At 37.3% G+C, this 19,379-nt stretch carries 18 protein-coding genes, 1 tRNA gene and 1 riboswitch; of the genes, 15 read left to right on the top strand and 4 right to left on the bottom strand.

Going from position 1 to position 19,379, the window contains the following annotated elements:
- The first annotated feature begins 63 nt into the window (after positions 1 to 63).
- The 5 genes from GSH73_RS10140 (at position 64) to GSH73_RS10160 (ending at position 5,193) form a co-directional block, all read left to right on the top strand.
- Positions 64 to 1,188 carry a class II glutamine amidotransferase gene (locus GSH73_RS10140; RefSeq protein ID WP_014758127.1) on the top strand — a complete coding sequence of 375 codons (1,125 nt, stop codon included), beginning with the start codon at positions 64 to 66 and terminating at the stop codon, positions 1,186 to 1,188.
- Positions 1,185 to 2,690, top strand: a complete 1,506-nt coding sequence (locus GSH73_RS10145; RefSeq protein ID WP_014758126.1) for a glutamate synthase-related protein — start codon at positions 1,185 to 1,187, stop codon at positions 2,688 to 2,690. The genes GSH73_RS10140 and GSH73_RS10145 overlap by 4 nt, the downstream gene beginning before the upstream one ends.
- Before the next feature lie 63 nt (positions 2,691 to 2,753).
- The gene (locus GSH73_RS10150; RefSeq protein WP_014758125.1) at positions 2,754 to 3,194 is read left to right on the top strand and encodes a 4Fe-4S dicluster domain-containing protein; all 441 of its coding nucleotides are present in this window, start codon (positions 2,754 to 2,756) and stop codon (positions 3,192 to 3,194) included.
- Positions 3,195 to 4,460: an NAD(P)/FAD-dependent oxidoreductase gene (locus GSH73_RS10155; protein WP_014758124.1), complete on the top strand. Its 1,266-nt coding sequence runs from the start codon at positions 3,195 to 3,197 to the stop codon at positions 4,458 to 4,460. It begins immediately after the preceding gene.
- Between the two features lies 1 nt (position 4,461).
- Entirely contained in the window at positions 4,462 to 5,193 is a 732-nt protein-coding gene (locus GSH73_RS10160; RefSeq protein WP_014758123.1) for a GltB/FmdC/FwdC-like GXGXG domain-containing protein, read from the top strand.
- 45 nt (positions 5,194 to 5,238) lie between these two features.
- Here the strand turns inward: GSH73_RS10160 and GSH73_RS10165 are convergent, their stop codons facing one another.
- On the bottom strand, positions 5,239 to 6,354 hold the full coding sequence (locus GSH73_RS10165; RefSeq protein ID WP_013787311.1) for an ABC transporter ATP-binding protein: 1,116 nt from the start codon (positions 6,352 to 6,354) through the stop codon (positions 5,239 to 5,241).
- A gap of 224 nt (positions 6,355 to 6,578) precedes the next feature.
- Positions 6,579 to 7,034, bottom strand: a complete 456-nt coding sequence (locus GSH73_RS10170) for a CBO0543 family protein (RefSeq protein ID WP_014758122.1) — start codon at positions 7,032 to 7,034, stop codon at positions 6,579 to 6,581.
- Positions 7,035 to 7,157: 123 nt separating this feature from the next.
- A riboswitch (Lysine riboswitch) is annotated at positions 7,158 to 7,350 on the top strand.
- A gap of 131 nt (positions 7,351 to 7,481) precedes the next feature.
- Between GSH73_RS10170 and lysA the strand changes: the two genes are divergently transcribed.
- A complete protein-coding gene (gene lysA / locus GSH73_RS10175; RefSeq protein ID WP_200866696.1) occupies positions 7,482 to 8,804 on the top strand; it encodes a diaminopimelate decarboxylase in 1,323 nt (440 codons plus the stop codon).
- Positions 8,805 to 8,851: 47 nt separating this feature from the next.
- On the opposite strand, the gene GSH73_RS10180 is transcribed toward lysA, so the two are convergent.
- The gene (locus GSH73_RS10180) at positions 8,852 to 9,451 is read right to left on the bottom strand and encodes a 50S ribosomal protein L25/general stress protein Ctc (RefSeq protein ID WP_014758120.1); all 600 of its coding nucleotides are present in this window, start codon (positions 9,449 to 9,451) and stop codon (positions 8,852 to 8,854) included.
- A gap of 137 nt (positions 9,452 to 9,588) precedes the next feature.
- Here GSH73_RS10180 and GSH73_RS10185 point away from each other — a divergent pair.
- The 8 genes from GSH73_RS10185 (at position 9,589) to GSH73_RS10220 (ending at position 16,696) form a co-directional block, all read left to right on the top strand.
- Positions 9,589 to 9,664: transfer RNA gene (locus GSH73_RS10185), tRNA-Arg, on the top strand.
- A 183-nt stretch (positions 9,665 to 9,847) separates the two neighbouring features.
- Positions 9,848 to 10,237, top strand: coding sequence for a YmaF family protein (locus tag GSH73_RS10190; protein ID WP_014758119.1), 390 nt, complete (start codon positions 9,848 to 9,850; stop codon positions 10,235 to 10,237).
- A 96-nt stretch (positions 10,238 to 10,333) separates the two neighbouring features.
- Positions 10,334 to 10,690 (top strand): hypothetical protein, encoded by a 357-nt coding sequence (locus tag GSH73_RS10195; protein ID WP_014758118.1) that lies wholly within the window; start codon positions 10,334 to 10,336, stop codon positions 10,688 to 10,690.
- A gap of 118 nt (positions 10,691 to 10,808) precedes the next feature.
- Positions 10,809 to 11,792 carry an ABC transporter ATP-binding protein gene (locus tag GSH73_RS10200; protein WP_014758117.1) on the top strand — a complete coding sequence of 328 codons (984 nt, stop codon included), beginning with the start codon at positions 10,809 to 10,811 and terminating at the stop codon, positions 11,790 to 11,792.
- The gene (locus GSH73_RS10205) at positions 11,758 to 12,465 is read left to right on the top strand and encodes an ABC transporter permease (RefSeq protein WP_014758116.1); all 708 of its coding nucleotides are present in this window, start codon (positions 11,758 to 11,760) and stop codon (positions 12,463 to 12,465) included. Before GSH73_RS10200 ends, GSH73_RS10205 begins: the two co-directional genes overlap by 35 nt.
- Before the next feature lie 12 nt (positions 12,466 to 12,477).
- Positions 12,478 to 13,860, top strand: coding sequence for a GldG family protein (locus tag GSH73_RS10210; protein WP_014758115.1), 1,383 nt, complete (start codon positions 12,478 to 12,480; stop codon positions 13,858 to 13,860).
- The gene (locus tag GSH73_RS10215) at positions 13,857 to 14,750 is read left to right on the top strand and encodes a DUF4340 domain-containing protein (protein ID WP_014758114.1); all 894 of its coding nucleotides are present in this window, start codon (positions 13,857 to 13,859) and stop codon (positions 14,748 to 14,750) included. The genes GSH73_RS10210 and GSH73_RS10215 overlap by 4 nt, the downstream gene beginning before the upstream one ends.
- A gap of 194 nt (positions 14,751 to 14,944) precedes the next feature.
- Positions 14,945 to 16,696: a cell division FtsA domain-containing protein gene (locus GSH73_RS10220; protein WP_014758113.1), complete on the top strand. Its 1,752-nt coding sequence runs from the start codon at positions 14,945 to 14,947 to the stop codon at positions 16,694 to 16,696.
- Between the two features lie 36 nt (positions 16,697 to 16,732).
- Here GSH73_RS10220 and GSH73_RS10225 read toward each other — a convergent pair whose 3' ends face one another.
- Complete coding sequence (locus GSH73_RS10225; protein ID WP_014758112.1) at positions 16,733 to 17,719, bottom strand: acyl-CoA dehydratase activase; 987 nt, start codon at positions 17,717 to 17,719, stop codon at positions 16,733 to 16,735.
- 129 nt (positions 17,720 to 17,848) lie between these two features.
- On the opposite strand from GSH73_RS10225, the gene GSH73_RS10230 reads away from it, so the two are divergent.
- On the top strand, positions 17,849 to 19,369 hold the full coding sequence (locus GSH73_RS10230) for an ATP-dependent metallopeptidase FtsH/Yme1/Tma family protein (protein WP_014758111.1): 1,521 nt from the start codon (positions 17,849 to 17,851) through the stop codon (positions 19,367 to 19,369).
- The last annotated feature ends 10 nt before the right edge of the window (positions 19,370 to 19,379 follow it).

Raw genomic sequence — 19,379 nt, forward strand, 5'->3', positions numbered from 1 at the left:
TTTCTAAAAATTGCAGTTTACAAAAAAAATATTGCACATAAAAAATTTTAAGGGGGTTATAAAATGTTGAAAGAAGGAAATATAAGGATACCTTCTGGATGCGCTATTAGCGGCATAATAGATAGATCTGGAGCAGTTTTTTCTGGCCAGATAATTGCCGATTCGATTGCAACGATGCATGATAGATCAAACGGTCTCGGTGGTGGTTTTGCTGCCTACGGCATTTATCCTGAGTTTAAAGAGCATTACGCATTCCACATGTTTTACGACAACACAAAGGCAAAACAGGAAACGGAAGAGCTCCTTAAAGCAAATTTCGTCATAGCTTACGAGGAAAAAATACCTACCAGAAAAACAGAAAGCATAAAAAATGCTCCTCTTATCTACAGATACTTTGCATTGCCTAAACTTGAAGTATTAAATGCCAATGAAATTACCGATGAAGATTTCGTCGTTAAGTTTATCTTCAATGTAAATAAAAATGTGGATGGAGCGTATATATTCTCCAGCGGCAAAAACATGGGTGTCTTTAAAGCAGTTGGATATCCAGAAGATGTAGCCGAGTTTTACAAATTGGAAACTTACAATGGCTACATGTGGACAGCTCATGGCAGATTTCCTACTAACACTCCTGGATGGTGGGGCGGTGCACATCCTTTCAATCTTTTAAACATTTCAGTAGTGCACAACGGCGAGCTTTCTTCCTATGACACGAACAGAAAGTACTTAGAAGAATTCGGATATTCTTGCACACTCCAGACAGATACCGAAGTCGCTGCGTACATCTTCGATCTACTGTTGAGAAAGCACAATCTCCCAGTGTCTTTGGCAGCAAAAGTCGTAGCGTCACCTCTGTGGAATCAGGTAGAACGCATGTCTTTAAAAGAAAAAGAGCTTTATCACAGTCTCAAAATAATATACAGCAAGGCTTTATTAAATGGTCCTTTCTCATTGATCGTAACATACGATAATGGTTTCATCGCCATCAATGACAGGATAAAATTAAGACCATTAACAGCCGCAAGCCACGGCGATGTAATTTACGTCGCAAGCGAAGAATCAGCTATAAGGCAAGTCTGCAAAAATCCTGATAGAGTATGGATACCTAAAGGTGGAGAGCCTGTAATTGCAGAGATCGACCAGCAAAACGTATCTGAGATTTTCAATAAAAAGGAGGTTACTGCATGAGCCTTAATTACCTTACGCCAGAATTTAAAGTAATAAGAGATTACGATAAATGCATAAACTGCAAAGTCTGCATGAGACAATGTGCAAATGAAGTACACAGCTATGATGAAGACTTAGGCAAAATGGTAGCTGACGATTATAAATGCGTAAATTGCCAAAGATGTGTCGTAATGTGCCCTACGCACGCTTTAACGATAGTAAAACATCCTCAAGTTTTCAGAGAAAACGCCAACTGGACTTACGATGCCATAAGAGATATATACAGACAAGCAGAAACAGGGGGCGTTCTTCTATCGGCCATGGGCAACGACAGACCATATCCTATTTACTGGGATAAGATGGTGATTAACGCAAGTCAGGTTACAAACCCTTCTATAGACCCATTAAGGGAGCCAATGGAGTTAAAAATTTTCATAGGTAGAAAGCCAGATAAGATAGAATTGGACGAAAATTTAAACGTAAAGACAAAAATGCCTCCACAGCTAACATTAAATTACCCTATAATGTTTTCTGCCATGTCGTATGGTTCAATAAGCTACAATGCTCACGCATCACTGGCAAGAGCAGCAAAAGAATTAGGCATATACTACAACACTGGTGAAGGCGGTCTTCATAAGGATTTTAGAAAATACGGTCCAAATACAATTGTTCAAGTAGCATCAGGTAGATTTGGAGTTGATAGGGAATACTTAAAAACTGCTGCAGCAGTTGAGATAAAGATTGGTCAAGGGGCAAAACCTGGAATTGGTGGCCATTTGCCTGGTGAAAAAGTAAGCGAGGACATTTCTGAAACAAGAATGATACCTGTAGGCAGCGACGCCATATCGCCTGCGCCACACCATGACATCTATTCAATTGAAGATTTAAGTCAGTTGATATATTCGCTAAAAGAAGCAACAGACTACAAAAAACCTGTCGGTGTAAAGATAGCTGCAGTCAACAATGTGGCAGCCATAGCATCTGGCATTGCAAGAGCCGGTGCTGACTACATCGCTATAGATGGCTTTAGAGGTGGTACAGGTGCGGCTCCAAAGCGCATAAGGGATAATGTAGGAATTCCAATTGAGTTTGCCATCGCATCAGTAGATTCAAGGCTTCGCTCAGAAGGTATAAGGCACACCATCTCCCTCATCGCAGCAGGCAGCATAAGAAGCAGTGCTGACATAGTAAAGGCAATTGCGTTAGGCGCTGATGCCGTTTATATAGGTTCTGCAGCACTTATTGCACTTGGTTGCCATATGTGCCAACAGTGTTACACCGGAAAATGCAATTGGGGAATAGCCACTCAAGATCCTAATCTCGTAAAAAGATTAAACCCTGAAATAGGATACAAAAGGCTTGTAAATCTCATTACAGCTTGGGGCCATGAGATACAGGAGATGCTTGGCGGTATGGGTATAAACGACATTGAAAGCCTAAAAGGCAACAGGCTTATGCTAAGAGGAATAGGCATGACTCAAAAAGAACTGGATGTATTAGGCATACTGGCAGCCGGAGAATAAAATCTTTTAATATTGCATTTATCAACTATTAATCTATCATATTGAATGAAAGGATTGAAATATATGAAGAAGGTTTATGCCAAGGAAGAAGTTTGCGTCGGATGCAAACTTTGCGAGGTATACTGTATAACATCCCACTCCAAGTATAAAGATGTTTTAAAAGCTTATAAACTCGACAGCAATCGTCCAGCGCCAAGAATTGTCGTGGAAGAAAATCGTCCATTATCCTTCTCGCTGCAATGCAGACACTGTGATGATGCTCCATGTGTAAAAGCTTGTATAACAGGCGCAATGCAAAAAGATCCTGTAACAGGTGTTGTAACTTGTGACACCGATAAATGCGTAGGATGCTGGACATGCGTCCTCGTCTGTGGATTTGGGGCAATCGTAAGAGATACAAACAATAAAATCGCTTCAAAGTGCGATCTATGTGCAGAAGCTGGTGAACCTGCCTGTGTAAAAAACTGTCCTAACGAAGCTCTTGTCTATGAAGGAGGTATTTAGATGAATATAGTAATAATCGGAAACTCCGCTGCAATGGTTGGGGCAGTGGAAGCCATCAGAAAATACGACAAAACGTCAAATATAATCGTCATATCTGATGAAAAATACCACGTGTATTCCAGACCTTTAATATCGTATTACCTTGCAGGAACAGTTACAGAAGAAAAAATGGCTTACAGAGACAAGGATTTTTACCAAAAAAACAATGTGAAAGCCATTCTTGGTGTAAAAGCAGTATCTATTGATGAGAATAAAAAAAATGTCATGCTTGAAAATGGCGATTTTGTATCGTACGATAAATTGCTTATAGCAACAGGTGGCAAGCCTTTCGTCCCTCCGATAAACGGCCTTGAAAAGAAAAACATCCAGACATTTATAAAACTTGACGAAGCAAAAAACTTAAAATCCAGCGTCAAACCAAACTCAAAAGTGGTCATCGTCGGAGGCGGACTTATAGGATTCAAGGCTGCAGAAGGACTTCATGAATTAGGAGCAGACGTCACTATCGTCGAGCTTGCTGACAGAATTTTAAGCACTATCCTTGACAATGAATCTGCGTCTATAGTAACAAAGAGGCTTACAGGCGACGGTATAAAGATCAAGTTAAACACAACAGTAGATGAAATCATAGGTGACGACTATGTAAAAGAAGTCCATCTAAAAAATGGTGAAACATTGCCTGCCGACCATCTCATATTTGCAATAGGCGTAACTCCAAATGCAGACATCGTAAAAGGAACAGCTATAAAAGTCAACCGTGGTATATTGGTAGACAAAAATACGAAGACTAATCTTGACGATGTATACGCTGCTGGAGATGTCGCTGAAGGATACGATATGCTTATCGATTCAAATAGAGTCGTGCCCATATGGCCCAGTGCATACATGCAAGGAGAGATAGCTGGTCTAAACATGGTAGGCGTTGAAAGTACCACAAAAGGTACATTCCCCATGAATTCCATAGGATACAAAGATACCTACATCATTACAGCCGGAATCATAAATCCTCCAGATAGCTCTTATGATGTGATTACAAAAGCAGATTATGACAAAAACTCTTATAAAAAAATTGTGCTTAAAGGTAACAATATTGTAGGCTTCATACTGATAAACGATGTTGATAGAGCAGGAATATACACCGGACTAATAAGAGATAGAATCGACGTTTCGCCATTTAAAGATCATCTTATGAAAGATGATTTCGGATACGTGTATTTCCCTAAAGACTTAAGAAAGTCAAAAATGTTGGATCTGGAGGTGCATTAATGTGAGGACAATCGATGCAAAAGATATGCATTACAAAGACTTAAACGAAATGATAAAAGAATTAGTCAATGCAGGAGAAGATGTAATAAACTTAAAAAACGTAAACGGACAAAGGTATATAGGAGATAACTTAAATGGCAGTACAAAAATAAACATAGAAGGTACGCCAGGAAATGACTTAGCCGCATTTATGGACGGATTGACGATTGAAGTGTTTGGCAATGGCCAAGACGCCATCGGAAACACCATGAACGACGGAAGCATAATAGTCCACGGTCATGTTGGAGATGTTGTTGGATACGGCATGAGAGGCGGTTCCATGTATATAAAAAACGATGCCGGATACAGAGTAGGTATCCACATGAAGCAGTACAAAGACAAAGTTCCAGTAGTCGTAATAGGTGGAACGCCAGGAGACTTCTTTGGTGAATACATGGCAGGCGGTTGTATGATAGTGTTAAATTTAAGCAACAAGAAAGATATCGTGGGTGAATATTGCGGAACAGGAATGCACGGCGGTGTCATATATTTAAGGTGCAACGACGTAGAAGATTACAAGCTTGGAAAAGAAGTCATAAAGGAAGAAGCGACAGAAGAAGATTTAAAGGAAATAAGCAAATACATCAAAAATTTTTCATCGTATTTCAAGTACGACTACGATAAAATCATGAACCACAAGTTTATAAAGTTGCATCCTGCAGGTCATAGACCGTACGGAAAACTGTATGCATAAATAAAACCCATAGGAAGAATAATCTCTCCTATGGGTTTTATTGCTTTATCTATTTAATATCGTCTGCTCTGTCTGCTTGTCAAACAGATGGAGTTTATTTGTATCAAGACCGATTTTGATTATATCGCCAGCCTTTGCTGTCGATCTTGGATCAACTCTCGCTGTAAGCGGCTGTCCTTGCAAATCAAGGTAGAGATATGTTTCAGAACCCATAAGCTCTGTAACATCTACTTTAGTCTCAATAACGCTATCTGGATATGCTTCAAGGAAAACTTCCTCGTCATGCAGATCTTCTGGCCTTATGCCCAATACAACTTCTTTGCCTATATAGCTTTCATCTTTTAACCTCTTTACGATTCCATCTGGAACCACAACTTTAAAGCCTTTGAAAGATGCATAAACTTTTCCGTTTTCACTTTCAAGTCTTGCATCTATGAAATTCATCTGTGGACTTCCAATAAAACCTGCAACAAACAAATTATCAGGATGCTCATATATTACTTGCGGCTTATCTACCTGCTGTATAACGCCATCTTTCATGACGACTATTCTTGATCCCATCGTCATAGCCTCTGTCTGATCGTGTGTTACGTATATAAATGTCGTCTGCAATCTGTCATGAAGCTTTGCAATCTCTGTCCTCATCTGAACCCTAAGCTTTGCATCCAAGTTTGAAAGAGGCTCATCCATGAGGAACACCTTAGGATTACGAACTATAGCACGCCCTAAAGCAACCCTCTGCCTTTGTCCTCCTGACAATGCCTTTGGCTTTCTCTTTAAATAATCTTCTATGCCAAGTATCCTGGCTGCTTCCTTTACTTTTTGGTCTATCTCTGCCCTTGGCACTTTTCTAAGCTTTAAGCCGAAAGCCATGTTGTCATAGACTGTCATGTGTGGGTACAGAGCATAGTTCTGGAATACCATCGCTATATCCCTGTCCTTTGGTGGCACATCATTTACTAATTTTCCGTCAATATATAACTCTCCTTGACTTATCTCCTCAAGACCAGCAACCATCCTCAATGTAGTAGATTTTCCGCATCCAGATGGTCCAACTAAGACTATAAATTCTTTGTCTTTAATCTCCAAGTTGAAATCTTTAACAGCCGTCACTCCACCCTGATATGTTTTGTATACATGCTTAAGAATAACATCAGCCATCTTTCGATATCCCCCTTAAAATGGTAAACGTTTGATACTTATATTATAATATTATTTTTCAGTATTTCAAATATACAATACCTATGATATTTACATCTTTTTTTTGTACATTATTAATCATCTGTTTTTTCTCAAGCCGTCTAAGTATCTAAACCACATGTAAACAAGTATTGAATCTATAGAAACAATCAAGATAAATTTAAGCACGCTTATCCTCCATTCAATTATCTTTCATTTCTCATCCACGGTGCTAATCTAAATATTGTAATCAGATTGCCTAAAGACATCAACGCCAAGACGTCTATCGTAATGCTGTAAAAGTAATGCCAATGCACGTATTTAAGAGCACCAGACAATTTTAATGCGTACTCTAATCCAAAAAACAAAGCAGTAGACACAAAAACATTTATAAGCCTCAATATTCTATTCTCCGGATAAGTCTGTGCGTATAATATGCCTATCGTAAATGGCGCACCAAATGTAAAAAAGAATGATGAATTGAAAATTTTTAAAATATCGTGCCTAAAATCGTATAATTCTAAGTGAAATGCCATATTGTCAATTATTAACTGACAAATAGAAGCCATGACTCCTGCCCATATCGTATATTTTATCTGTTTAAAATCAATAAGCAAGATGAAAATTAACCAAGATGCTATAAAAGTCATCAACCACTGCATAACATCACCCCTTCAAAGTCTCATTATTGATTATTCCCTCAATGATTTATAAATATGTTGACACATTCAGTTTTTAATGATATCATATTAAAAAATAAATACTATGTACCTCATCTTCCTTGAAGGTGAGGTAGAGGAGCGGAGCATCAAGAGTAACATGCAATAGGTTTTAAGGAACCGATGATTGCATGTGAAAGGGATAAATCCGCCGAAGCGTGTAGATACCTTAATATCTACATAGCTGGGCCTATGCATAAGATGTATAGGACTGTCACAAGTAGTTAACCCGGACTATTTGTGATGAGCTATCTCGCTAAGGGAAAGGAGGTATTTCTATGTCTATTGATACACAGCTAAAGAAAATACCTTAGCTGTTTTTATTTATACATTGATTTTGATATTTTAAATTAATAAAGTGATGGAGATGGTTTTGTGTTTCAAAAGAACATGCGTATAAATTCAAAAGGTCATTTAGAAATTGCTGGGTGTGATACTGTAAAGATAGCAAAGCAATACGGTACTCCCCTTTACGTCATAGATGAAGAACTACTAAGAGAAAATTGCCGTTCCTTCTACAACGGTTTTAAGAAAAATTATCCAGGAAATGAAGTGATTTATGCCAGCAAGGCATTTATGACAACAGCTATATGTAAAATCATAGAAGAAGAAAATTTAGGATTAGACGTAGTATCCGGTGGTGAACTCTATACAGCGCTAAAAGCCGATTTCCCTGTTCAAAATATATATTTCCACGGTAACAACAAATCAATGGATGAGCTAACAATGGCATTGGAATACAACATAGGCTGCATCATAGTCGACAATTGGTTTGAACTCAATATGCTAAACGAATTGGCTTTAAAGATGGGCAAGAAGCCCAATATATACTTGAGAATTTCACCCGGTGTAGAAGCTCATACCCACGAATACATTAAAACTGGTCAAATAGACTCTAAGTTTGGATTCCCTCTTTTTAACGGGGATGCTCTCGACGCCATAAAGTACGCTTTGACGCTGGATAATGTAAATCTAACTGGTTTACACTGCCATATAGGTTCACAGATTTTTAGCTATGATTCGTATAAGGCAGAAATAGATATAATGATGAACTTCCTCAAAAAAGTAAAAGATACTACAGATTGGGAAGTCGAAAATCTGGATTTAGGTGGCGGATTTGGAATAGCTTACGTTGAAGAAGATGACCCACAACCTATAGAGTTAATAGCAAGCGAGATAATGAAGACAGTTGAAGAATTCTCAAAAGAATTAAATATAAAAAGGCCTAACATAATCGTAGAGCCAGGTCGCTCTATAATTGGCAATGCAGGCACTACGCTTTACACTGTTGGAGCAATAAAAAACATCCCTGGCGTAAGGAAATACGTATCAGTTGACGGCGGTATGGCTGACAATATACGCACAGCTTTGTACGGTGCTAAATACAATGCAATTGTGGCTAATAAAGCTCGCAAAATAAATCTTGAGAAAGTTTCTATTGCAGGAAAATGTTGTGAATCTGGTGACATGCTTATATGGGACATAGATTTGCCACAACTTGAAAGTGGCGATATAATAGCTGTCACATGTACAGGCGCTTACAATTATTCAATGGCAAGCAATTACAATCGCCTTCCCCGCCCTGCTGCTGTACTTCTAAATAATGGTGAATCAGATTTAATAGTAGCTAGAGAAACATATGATGACTTAATCAAAAATGATGTAATACCAGAAAGACTTTTAAGTGAAAAGAAAAAGATCATAAACTATTGAAAAATTAAAAGGAGCAAAATGCTCCTTTTAATTTTTATCAAATATTCTTATTCATTTTCAGAAGCCGTTTCCGTAGACTCTTCTATTTCCACATCAGCATTCTTTGGCGCTACTATTGTCAATATGACTTCGTCAGAATCATCTACCTTCTCAACACCTTCAGGGACAACTACATCTTTTACAAGTATCGTATCTCCTATTCCTAAATTAGATACATCTACTACAATCTCTTCTGGAATAACCGTTGGCAGAGCCTCAACATTAAGCTCCCACTTCTGATGCTGCACTAAAAGACCTTTGCTTTCAATAACGCCTACACCTTCAAATTTAAGCGGTACTGCTGCTTCAACCTTCTCATTCATAGATACTCGCTGAAAATCTATATGTATCAGCTTTCCAGTCAATTCATCCTTTTGTTCATCTTTCAGTATTGCTTGATGTGTAGCACCGTTAACTATCAAATTGAGGAGGACATTCCTGCCGTGTTTTTGTACTATTGTGCGAAGCTTACCGGTTTCAACAGCTAGTGGAATGCTCTCCATGCCTTTCCCGTATAGTATGGCAGGAATGTAGCCTTTTTCCTTCAGCTTGCGGGCCGCATTCTTACCCGGTGTTCTCAATACAGCTTCAAGTTCGACATTTTGCATTGTCTCTCCTCCTTCGTATTTATTTTGTTCAATTTTTAATTAATTATAGCACTATGCAGCAGAAATATCAAATTTATGTCGGCTAATACGGTTGACTTATGCCTTTTAAAAAGGATATAATGTAATATGAAGTTTGTGCGCCTGTAGCTCAGTGGATAGAGCGTTCGGCTCCGAACCGGGAGGTCGCAGGTTCGATTCCTGTCAGGCGCACCAGAATGCTTGAAAATAGCAAATTTAGAATATATTATTTCTACCATTATTGACCATTTCGTTAACATAAACTTCTAAAGAATTCATAAAAGTCTCTTTATAGGCTTTAATTTTAATATCACACATTTTATACCACAAGCATATTATATCATTGTCATTACTCAATAATTTTTGGAGGTTGAATTTATGGAATTATCAATTGAAGAAATTAAAAACTATTTTGATCTTTACAACAATAAAAAAGATGAAGGTCAAACTCATAACCACGAATTTTTAGGAAGCACCATGTTAGCAGGTGAACACGAAGAAGAGGAGCACAATCACAGATTTGCTGGTGTCACAAGCCAAGTAATAAAAGATGGCGATAGTCATGTCCATGCAATATTAGTAAGTACAGATTTTTATGAAGATCATCATCATGAAATTGGTGTAATAACTGGGCCGGCTATTGAAGTGGGTGACGGCAAGCATGTCCATTTTGTAGAAGGCAAGACTACTGTTGATGACGACCACTATCATAAATTCGTCTTTGCAACCTTGATAGAAGATCCTATTTCAAAGCATAAACATTGCTAAGTTTTGAATCGAAATTCTAATGTACCCGGTAAAACCGGGTATTTTTCATAATACATATTTATCTTAATTAAGCCCAAAATATATTTGGGTGATTTTATGAAAATAAATGGATATTTTTACAGTTTAGAAAGTGCCAATAAAGCTTCTGCCTATTTAAAAAGCATGGGATATAAATCGTACATCGACATTATCGATAAATACGCAGATACTTATAACGACAAGCAAAACATAGCCGGCACAGAAACAGGGCCTACGCTGGCATCGCTTGTCTTAAAATCCGGATACACTTTCGACATAAGAAAAAGTCCTCTGTTGATGTCAGATCCCATGATAAGCGGAATGGGCTATTACGATGAAACCGCTGATGCTAATATACAGCTTAACGTAGAAGTCAGTGACGATAAGATAAACGATGTAGTAAAAGTTATCAGCTCTTTTGGCGGCATAACATAGGGCTTTTTAAAGCTCTATGCTTTTTTTATTTTAAAATTCTCTTACATTTTATTAACAATTTGTTAATAAAAGTTGGTTATAATTAAGTAGTATACACAAAAAGGAGGTTTAGCCGCGTATGATGATTGAAGTAAACAACGTTACCAAAGTTTACGGAAGCCGCAAAGCCGTCGACAACATAAGCTTTTCTGTTGACAGCGGAGAAATCGTAGGGTTCTTAGGCCCAAATGGAGCTGGAAAAAGCTCGACAATGAAAATGATAACTGGTTTTATGCCACCAACATCAGGCACAATAAAAATTGCCGGATACGATATTATAGAAGATTCTATAAAAGCAAAAAAACATATTGGATATCTTCCGGAAGTTCCACCATTGTATTTGGATATGACTGTTGAAGCATATCTGGCTTTTGTCTGCGAATTGAAAGAAGTCCCCAATGACAAGAAAAAAGCCACAGTAGATAAAGTCATAGGTGAGGTTGGTTTAGCAGACGTAAGGAAAAGAATCATTAAAAACCTTTCAAAAGGTTACAAACAAAGAGTAGGTCTGGCACAAGCGATAGTAGGAGATCCGGATGTATTGGTGCTGGACGAGCCGACAGTAGGCTTAGATCCAAAGCAAATCAAAGAGATAAGAGACATCATAAAGGAATTAGGAAAAAAACATACAATAATTCTAAGTACGCATATTTTGCCGGAAGTAAGCATGATATGCGATAGAGTTATAATCATAAACAAAGGCAAGATTGTAGCGATAGATTCCACTGAAAACTTGACAGACACCATAGGAAAATCAAAAAGATATTTCCTAAAAGTAATAGGTTCTGTAGAAAAAATATCAACTACTTTAAGAGGAATAAATGGAATCAAAAACTTTAAATCAAAAGCAAATTCAAAAGAAAATTGTATCGATGTAGATGTTGAAACAGATGTAGACCATGACCTAAGAAAAGAGATTTTCTTTTCCTTTGCAAATCAAAGTTTGCCTATCATTGAATTTAGGCCGGTAAACTACAGCTTAGAAGAAGTCTTCCTACAGCTTACAACAGATGAGGAGGTAAATGATAATGAAAATGCTGACAATATACAAAAGGGAGCTTAAATCCTACTTTCTTTCGCCTCTTGCGTATGTGTTGGTAGGCTTTTTGCTGCTTATATCTGGATATTTCTTTGCGACATTTGTCCTTTCGACACAGTACGCCTTGATGTCACCAGTTTTTGGAAATATGGTGTTTGTATTCATGTTTATAAGCCCTATTTTGACCATGAAGCTAATATCAGAAGAAATGAAAAATGGTACAGACCAATTGCTTATGACATCACCTCTTAGAATAACCGACATGGTTTTGGGAAAATACTTTGCTGCATTGACTGTTTATACATTATCTTTGGTGGTTTCTTTAATATATCCTTTGTACCTTAAAATATACAGCACTCCCGATTTTGGCCCAATCCTGACAGGATATATTGGGACATTTTTGATGGGTGCAGCATTTATTGCAATAGGCATTTTTGCTTCATCTTTAACTGAAAACCAGCTAATTGCAGGCGTCATAGGTTTTTCAATATTACTGCTTTTTTGGATAGTTAGCTGGCTTGGAGATGTTTTCCAAGGAACAGCAAAAAATATTGTAGACAACATTTCACTTTTACAAAGGTTCACTAACTTTCAAAACGGTGTTTTAAGCTTAAATGACGTTGTCTTCTACTTGAGCGTGATAATCTTCTTTGTCTTTGTCACCATAATGGTAGTTGACAAAAGACGCTGGAGTTAGGAGGTAATTCTATTGAACAAACTCAGATTAAAATACGGAAGCAACATGGTTTTATCTATCGCTATTTTACTTGGCATATTGATCTTTGGCAATTTAGTATTAGCTCAAAAACCTGTAAAATGGGATCTCACTAAGTCAAAACAGTATACCCTTTCTGATAAGACGAAACAAGTATTGAAAAATCTGAAGACAGATGTGACAGTCTACGCTTTTTTCCAAAATGACAGTGCAAAGACGCAAGTCCAAAATCTTTTAGATGAATACACAGCATTGTCAAAAAGGATAAAAGTGCAATTCATTGATCCTGACAAAAATCCATCGCTCGCGCAAAAGTACGGAATTACAGATTACGATACAACGTTGTTTTTAAACAGCAAAGACGACAGCAAGAGGCAGATCGTAAATTCATACGACATTTTCACACAGTCCCAAGAAACTGGCCAGAATATCTTTAGCGGTGAGCAACAATTTACACAGGCCATAATAAATGTCACCGAAGTCAACAAGACAAATGCCTACATCATCCAAGGCCATAATGAAGTAAACAGCACAGATTCACTTACTACGTTTAAGTCGGCTTTGCAAGGTGAAGGTTACAGCGTAAACGACCTTAATATTGGTCAAGCTGGTGGCATACCAAAAGATGCTGGGCTTATAATCATTGCCAATCCAAAGTCAGATTACACCCAACAAGAAATGAATGCTATAATGGATTATCTGAAAAAAGGCGGAAAGGCCTTCATCATGATGGGAGCTGAAAATGGCCCTCTTACTGAAAAGTCAATCAATGATATTTTGTCAAATTGGAATGTAAAAATCGACAACGACATAGTTGTTGATCCTTCAAGAAACTACTTCATGGACGCTTTATCGCCCGTACCAGAGTATGGATACCATGACATCACTGACAAATTGGAATCAGCCAATTTGGCCACAGTTGCTCCAAGCTCCAGAAGTATAACTTACAAGGCATCAAGTAGCAGCAACATCTCGATTCAATCTTTCTTGACCACCAGCGATAAAGCATGGGGAGAGACGAATTTCAACAGCAAGCAAGCATCTCACGACAAAAACGACATAAAAGGACCTTTGACATTAGGCATTACCATAACTGACAGCAAAACAGGCATGAAGATAGTGGTGCTGGGCAACGACCTTATGGCTACAGATAGAGTTATAGGTTTAGAAGGAAATAGAGATCTCCTTATGAATAGCGCAAACTGGCTTACAAACAAAACAGTGCAGATTTCCATAAGTCCTAAATCTCTCGACTACGCAACATTATTCATGACAGGAAAACAAGCTGACTACATGTTCATAGTCACAGTTATAATTATACCTTTGATTATCTGGATCATAGGCGGCTATGTCTTCTTCAGGAGGAGAGCTTTATGAAGACTTTTAGAAACACTATAATAATGCTGGTCATTCTCGGCGTACTTGCAGGATACTATTACTACGCGAAAGCGACGAAAAAGCCTGCGCCGTCTACAAATATAATAAGCATAAGCAAAAGCAAAATATCCTCTGTAGACATAAAAGATGCAGGCAATGAATTGGCTATTGAAAAGAGTGGCAACACCTACAACGTCATAAAGCCCGTCAGTTATAAAGCAGATAGTACCAGCACAGATGATCTGTTTAATTCGATTTCAGGTCTTAAATACAGCAGAAAATTTACTGATACTGATGTAAAAAAATACGGTTTAGATAAATCTGATTTTACAATATCTGTATCATCTAATGATGGAAAAAAAGAAGACTTGATTGTAGGAAACAAATCGCCTGTTGGAGATTCGTACTATGCAAAGCTTAAGAATTCTAATTATATATACGTTGTAGATGCCAGCTCAATAGAAAATTTGCAGATAACCAGCAACGATACTTTGTTTAATTACTTGGACAAAGACGTGTACACAATGTCAAAGGATAAGATTTCAAAGATAACATACACAGATTCCACTGGGACTTACAATATAGAAAAAAACAAAAGTGGAAAATGGATGTACAATGGCAAAGAAATAAGCAGCGATAATTCAGAAGCTCTTCTTAATGACATTGTTTTGTTGAATCCGACAGGCATCGACCCAAACAAAAAAATTGTTGGAAACAATTCAAGTTTTACACTGACAATATCTGACGGAAATAAAAATGAAGAAGTCAAATTTTTGACTGATGACAATGCCACATACTATTTGCAAATGAATACAACTCAGATTGGATTGTATATATCAAAAGACCAATTAAGCAGTTTATTAAGCGATATAAAGAAAGTGATAAAATAAGGAGTCGTTGTACTCCTTATTTCTTTGTCGCTTTAATGACATCTTCTTTAATCATATCCTATCTCATTCTCTATAAAAATTACTTTTAAGCTAAATAAAAAAATTGTATAATGTATAATATAAAATAATGCATTTATCTAAAAATTATTTAAAATATATTTTTGTTTTACGATATATTTGTCGGGGGAATTTTGATGAACGATAATTTGATTTTTTCACTTGATATAGGTACACGAATTGTAGTAGGCATAGTAGGCGTGCCAGAAAATGATAAGCTGAAAGTCTTGGCTGTCGAACAAATGGAGCATACAGATAGAGTTATGTTTGACGGACAAGTTCACGACATAGACAAAGTGGCATCTGTTGCAACCAAGATAAAGGAAAAACTGGAGAAAAAGCTTGGAATAACGCTTAAAAACGTTAGTCTTGCTGCAGCAGGAAGATCGCTGAAAACTAAAATAGCAAGAGTCGAAAAAAACATTGAAGAAAATTACATAGTAAAAGACAGCGACATAGATAACCTTATACTGTCTGCATTAAATGCAGCAAAAGAAGAAATATCTCAGGAAAACCACACTTTAAAGTACCATATGGTAGGATACTCCATAAAAAGCTTTTATTTAGACGGTCTGCCTATAACAAACTTAAAAGACCATACAGGTAAGGAAATCTCTGTAGAGATAATAGCTACATTCTTACCGTATGATGTAGTAGAAAGCTTATACTCAGTGGCAAAAAAAGCAGGCTTGGAAGTGGCGTATCTTACATTGGAGCCAATTGCTGCAATCGGCGTTGCAATAATGCCACAAATTAGAATGCTTAATATAGCACTTGTAGATATTGGAGCAGGTACCTCTGACATAGCCATTTCAAAGGACGGAAATATTATATCATACTCAATGGTTCCATTTGCAGGCGATGAAGTAACTGAAACCATACAACAGCATTACCTTACTGATTTTAATACAGCAGAAAAAATCAAAACCACCTCTAAAAAAGACATAAAGTTTAAAGACGTTATAGGACTACAGCATCAAATATCTCGCTTAGACGTTTTAGACTTAATATCGCCTGTTGTCAAAAATCTCGCAAAAAAGATCTGCGATGAAATAGTAAAGTACAATGGGAAAAGTCCATCTGCTGTATTTTTAGTTGGAGGCAGCAGCAATCTCCCCAACATAGCGGAGGAAATAGCAAAAAATCTATCTATACCGATAGAGAGAGTTTCGGTAAGAGATGCCAGCACTATTGCCGTCGTAGATTATAAATGCAAAAAATTAAAAGGTCCAGAGTACATAACGCCTATAGGCATCGCGTACTCCACCATGATGGACAGAAAAAAAGATTTCATAACAATTTATTTCAATGACGAAAAATTGGAATTATTAAACCTGAAAGAGATGACAATAATGGACGTACTTTTAAAAACCAACTTTGATTCCAAAAGGCTAATAGCAAAGCCAGGTAAAAATCTGTCATTTTCGCTTAACGGTGAAAATATAATCATAAAAGGTCAAATAGGAATACCCGCTAAAATTTTAAAAAATGGCAAAGTCGCAAATCTTAAATCTAAAGTTGAAAACGGAGACAAAATAGTCGTTGAAAGTGGCATAAATGGAAGTGACGCATCTATCTCGATTCGAGAAATAAAAGAAAAATACAAATCATCTAAAGTCACTGTTAATAATGTGATTGTAGATGATGATTATATGGTAAAAGACGGCGACGAAATTAAAACGGTCGCCGATGAAGAAGACTTTTATGTATACATAAACGGCAATAAAAAAATTCTCACAGGTAAACAACAGTATATATTTGTGGATATATTTAACACTGTAGACTTTGACATGCCTAAAAACAAAATTCCTGAGATGACCCTAAACGGCAAGAAAGCATCGTACACGGACATCTTAAAAAAGGGAGACAAAATAGAAATACTTGTTTGATAATAAGGGCCAAATCGGGCCCTTATATTATAAGCATCATGATACACTTTGTGAAAAGATATTTTTGTTTGTTGAATTTGACCATTTGCCACACCTGTCTCCCCAACGTGATACGACTTCTTCGCTTTTTATAAACTCCACAACTTCACAATTGTTTGAGCAGCCAGAGCATATAAATCCTTGTGCTTTATATTCAAAATCGGCAATTTCAAACCCATTAAACTGCGTATATCCTTTTTTCTTTACAGCTTCTTTAGCAAGTATCGCAGCACCTATTGCGCCCATCACTCCATAATACTTTGGTACGTATACTTTCATACCTAAGGCTTTTTCAAATGCAGCCTTTATGCCTTTATTGGCCGCTACACCTCCTTGAAATACAATCGGCTCTTTTATGTCCTTGCCTTTCCCTACATTGTTTAAATAATTTCTAACCAACGCTTCACACAAACCGTTTATTATATCGTTAAGGGGATATCCCATCTGTTGCTTATGTATCATATCAGACTCCGCAAACACTCCACATCTGCCTGCTATCCTTACAGGATTTTTTGACTCCAACGCCAAATCTCCAAATCTTTCTATCGGTATGTTAAGCCTGTACGCCTGCTGATCCAGAAACGAACCTGTCCCTGCAGCACAAACAGTATTCATGGCAAAATCAACTACAATCCCATCCCTTAAAATAATTATCTTAGAATCTTGACCACCTATCTCAAAAATCGTATGGACATCAGGTATCAAGCTGGATGATGCAATTGCATGTGCAGTAATCTCATTCTTGACGATATCTGCACCTACCATGAGACCTGTCAATTGTCTTCCACTTCCAGTCGTGCCTACTCCTTTTACATTTACATCGCCATCAAGCCTGTCTCTAAGTTCCATCAAAGCCTTTTGAACCGCTTTAATCGGCTGTCCTTGTGTCCTAATATAAACATAATCAATCACCTCATTGTTTGCGTCAATCAGAGCCACATCTGTACTGACAGATCCGACGTCAATTCCCATGTATGCATCCATTCAAATTGCCTCCTTTGCAACAATTTACTCTACATCCAAAATTACCCTCAATTTTTATGTTTATTATCTACGCATAATTTACAATTGTGGGCAAAAACTATTGTTAGTAAATCACTGGGGGCGATGGCTATGAAAAAAAACTTATATATAATATTATTGACACTATCACTGTTAATAAACATTATTTTAGGCATATTGCATAGCAAAAATGGAAATTCAGCGCTTATAATAATTTCCATGTTGACTCTCTTGCTTATAGGGTACATGCTATACAAAAACAAAGCATCTGAAATGCTGCCTGTAAACCTAAAAAATGAATTCCCACCTAAAGAGAAGGAATCCAGCAAAAAGGTCAACATTACGTTCAGAGATGTAGCAGGACTTGACGAAGTAATTGACGAGCTTAAAATCATCATCGATTTTATAAACAACACTGAAAAGTACGACAGGATGGGTGCTAAAATACCAAAGGGAATACTTTTTTATGGTCCACCAGGTACAGGCAAAACCTTGCTGGCAACCGCTTTAGCAGGTGAAACAAATTCCACATTCATATCTGCATCAGGTTCAGAATTTGTTGAAAAATACGTAGGCGTCGGAGCCAGCCGCATCAGAGCGCTATTTGCAAGAGCTAAAAAATCAACACCAAGCATTATCTTCATAGACGAGATCGATGCAGTTGGAAGCAAGCGAAATAACGACAACAATTCTGAAAAAGATCAAACATTGAATCAGCTATTGGTGGAAATGGATGGGTTCAACAGCAATGACGGGATAATTGTAATAGGTGCTACAAACAGGCTGGATATGTTGGATGAAGCTCTTTTAAGGCCTGGAAGGTTTGACAGGACTATTCACATAGGAAATCCAAACGTAAAAGCCAGATTAGAAATATTAAAAGTACATACGAGGAATAAGCCTTTAGACAGTGACATATCGTTAGATGAAATTGCTAAAAAAACCCACGGTATGACAGGAGCACACTTATCGTCTATATGCAATGAAGCTGCCATCCTCGCTGTAATAAGGCACAAGCAGAGAATAGGAAGAGAAGAATTTGATGAAGCGATAGAAAGGGTCGTCGCAGGCCTTCAAAAGAAAAATCCAGAAGTATTGGAGAAAGAGCGCAAAATTGCGGCACACCATGAAGCTGGTCATGCCATAATCGGAAAAATATTAAACTCCAGCACAGTAGAGAAAATATCCATCGTGCCACGAGGGGAAGCCTTAGGATATGTCTTAAACTTTCCAAAGGACGATGCTTTCTTGATGACAAAGACAGATTTAAAAAACAAGATAACCATGTTATTAGGTGGTCGTGCCGCTGAGGAGATAATGTTTAATGAAGTATCAACCGGTGCAGAAAACGACCTAAAAGAAGCTACGAATATTTCATATCAAATGGTTTGCAATTACGGCATGAGCGAATTAGGCCACAGGATATATGACATTAGAATGACAAAAACAACCGATAAAATTGACGCTGAAGTAAATAAAATAATCAATAGCTGCTACACTAATGCAAAGAAAATTCTCTTAGAGAAAAAAGACAAGATAATCTTAATAGCGGAAAGATTATTGACTAACGAGACGATAACGAGGGAAGAAATTGACGAATTGATGAAAGACGAAAAGCAAATGTGCATATAAAATAGGCCTT

Source organism: Thermoanaerobacterium aotearoense, from assembly GCF_009905255.1.
GTDB classification, from domain to species: Bacteria; Bacillota; Thermoanaerobacteria; order Thermoanaerobacterales; family Thermoanaerobacteraceae; genus Thermoanaerobacterium; species Thermoanaerobacterium aotearoense.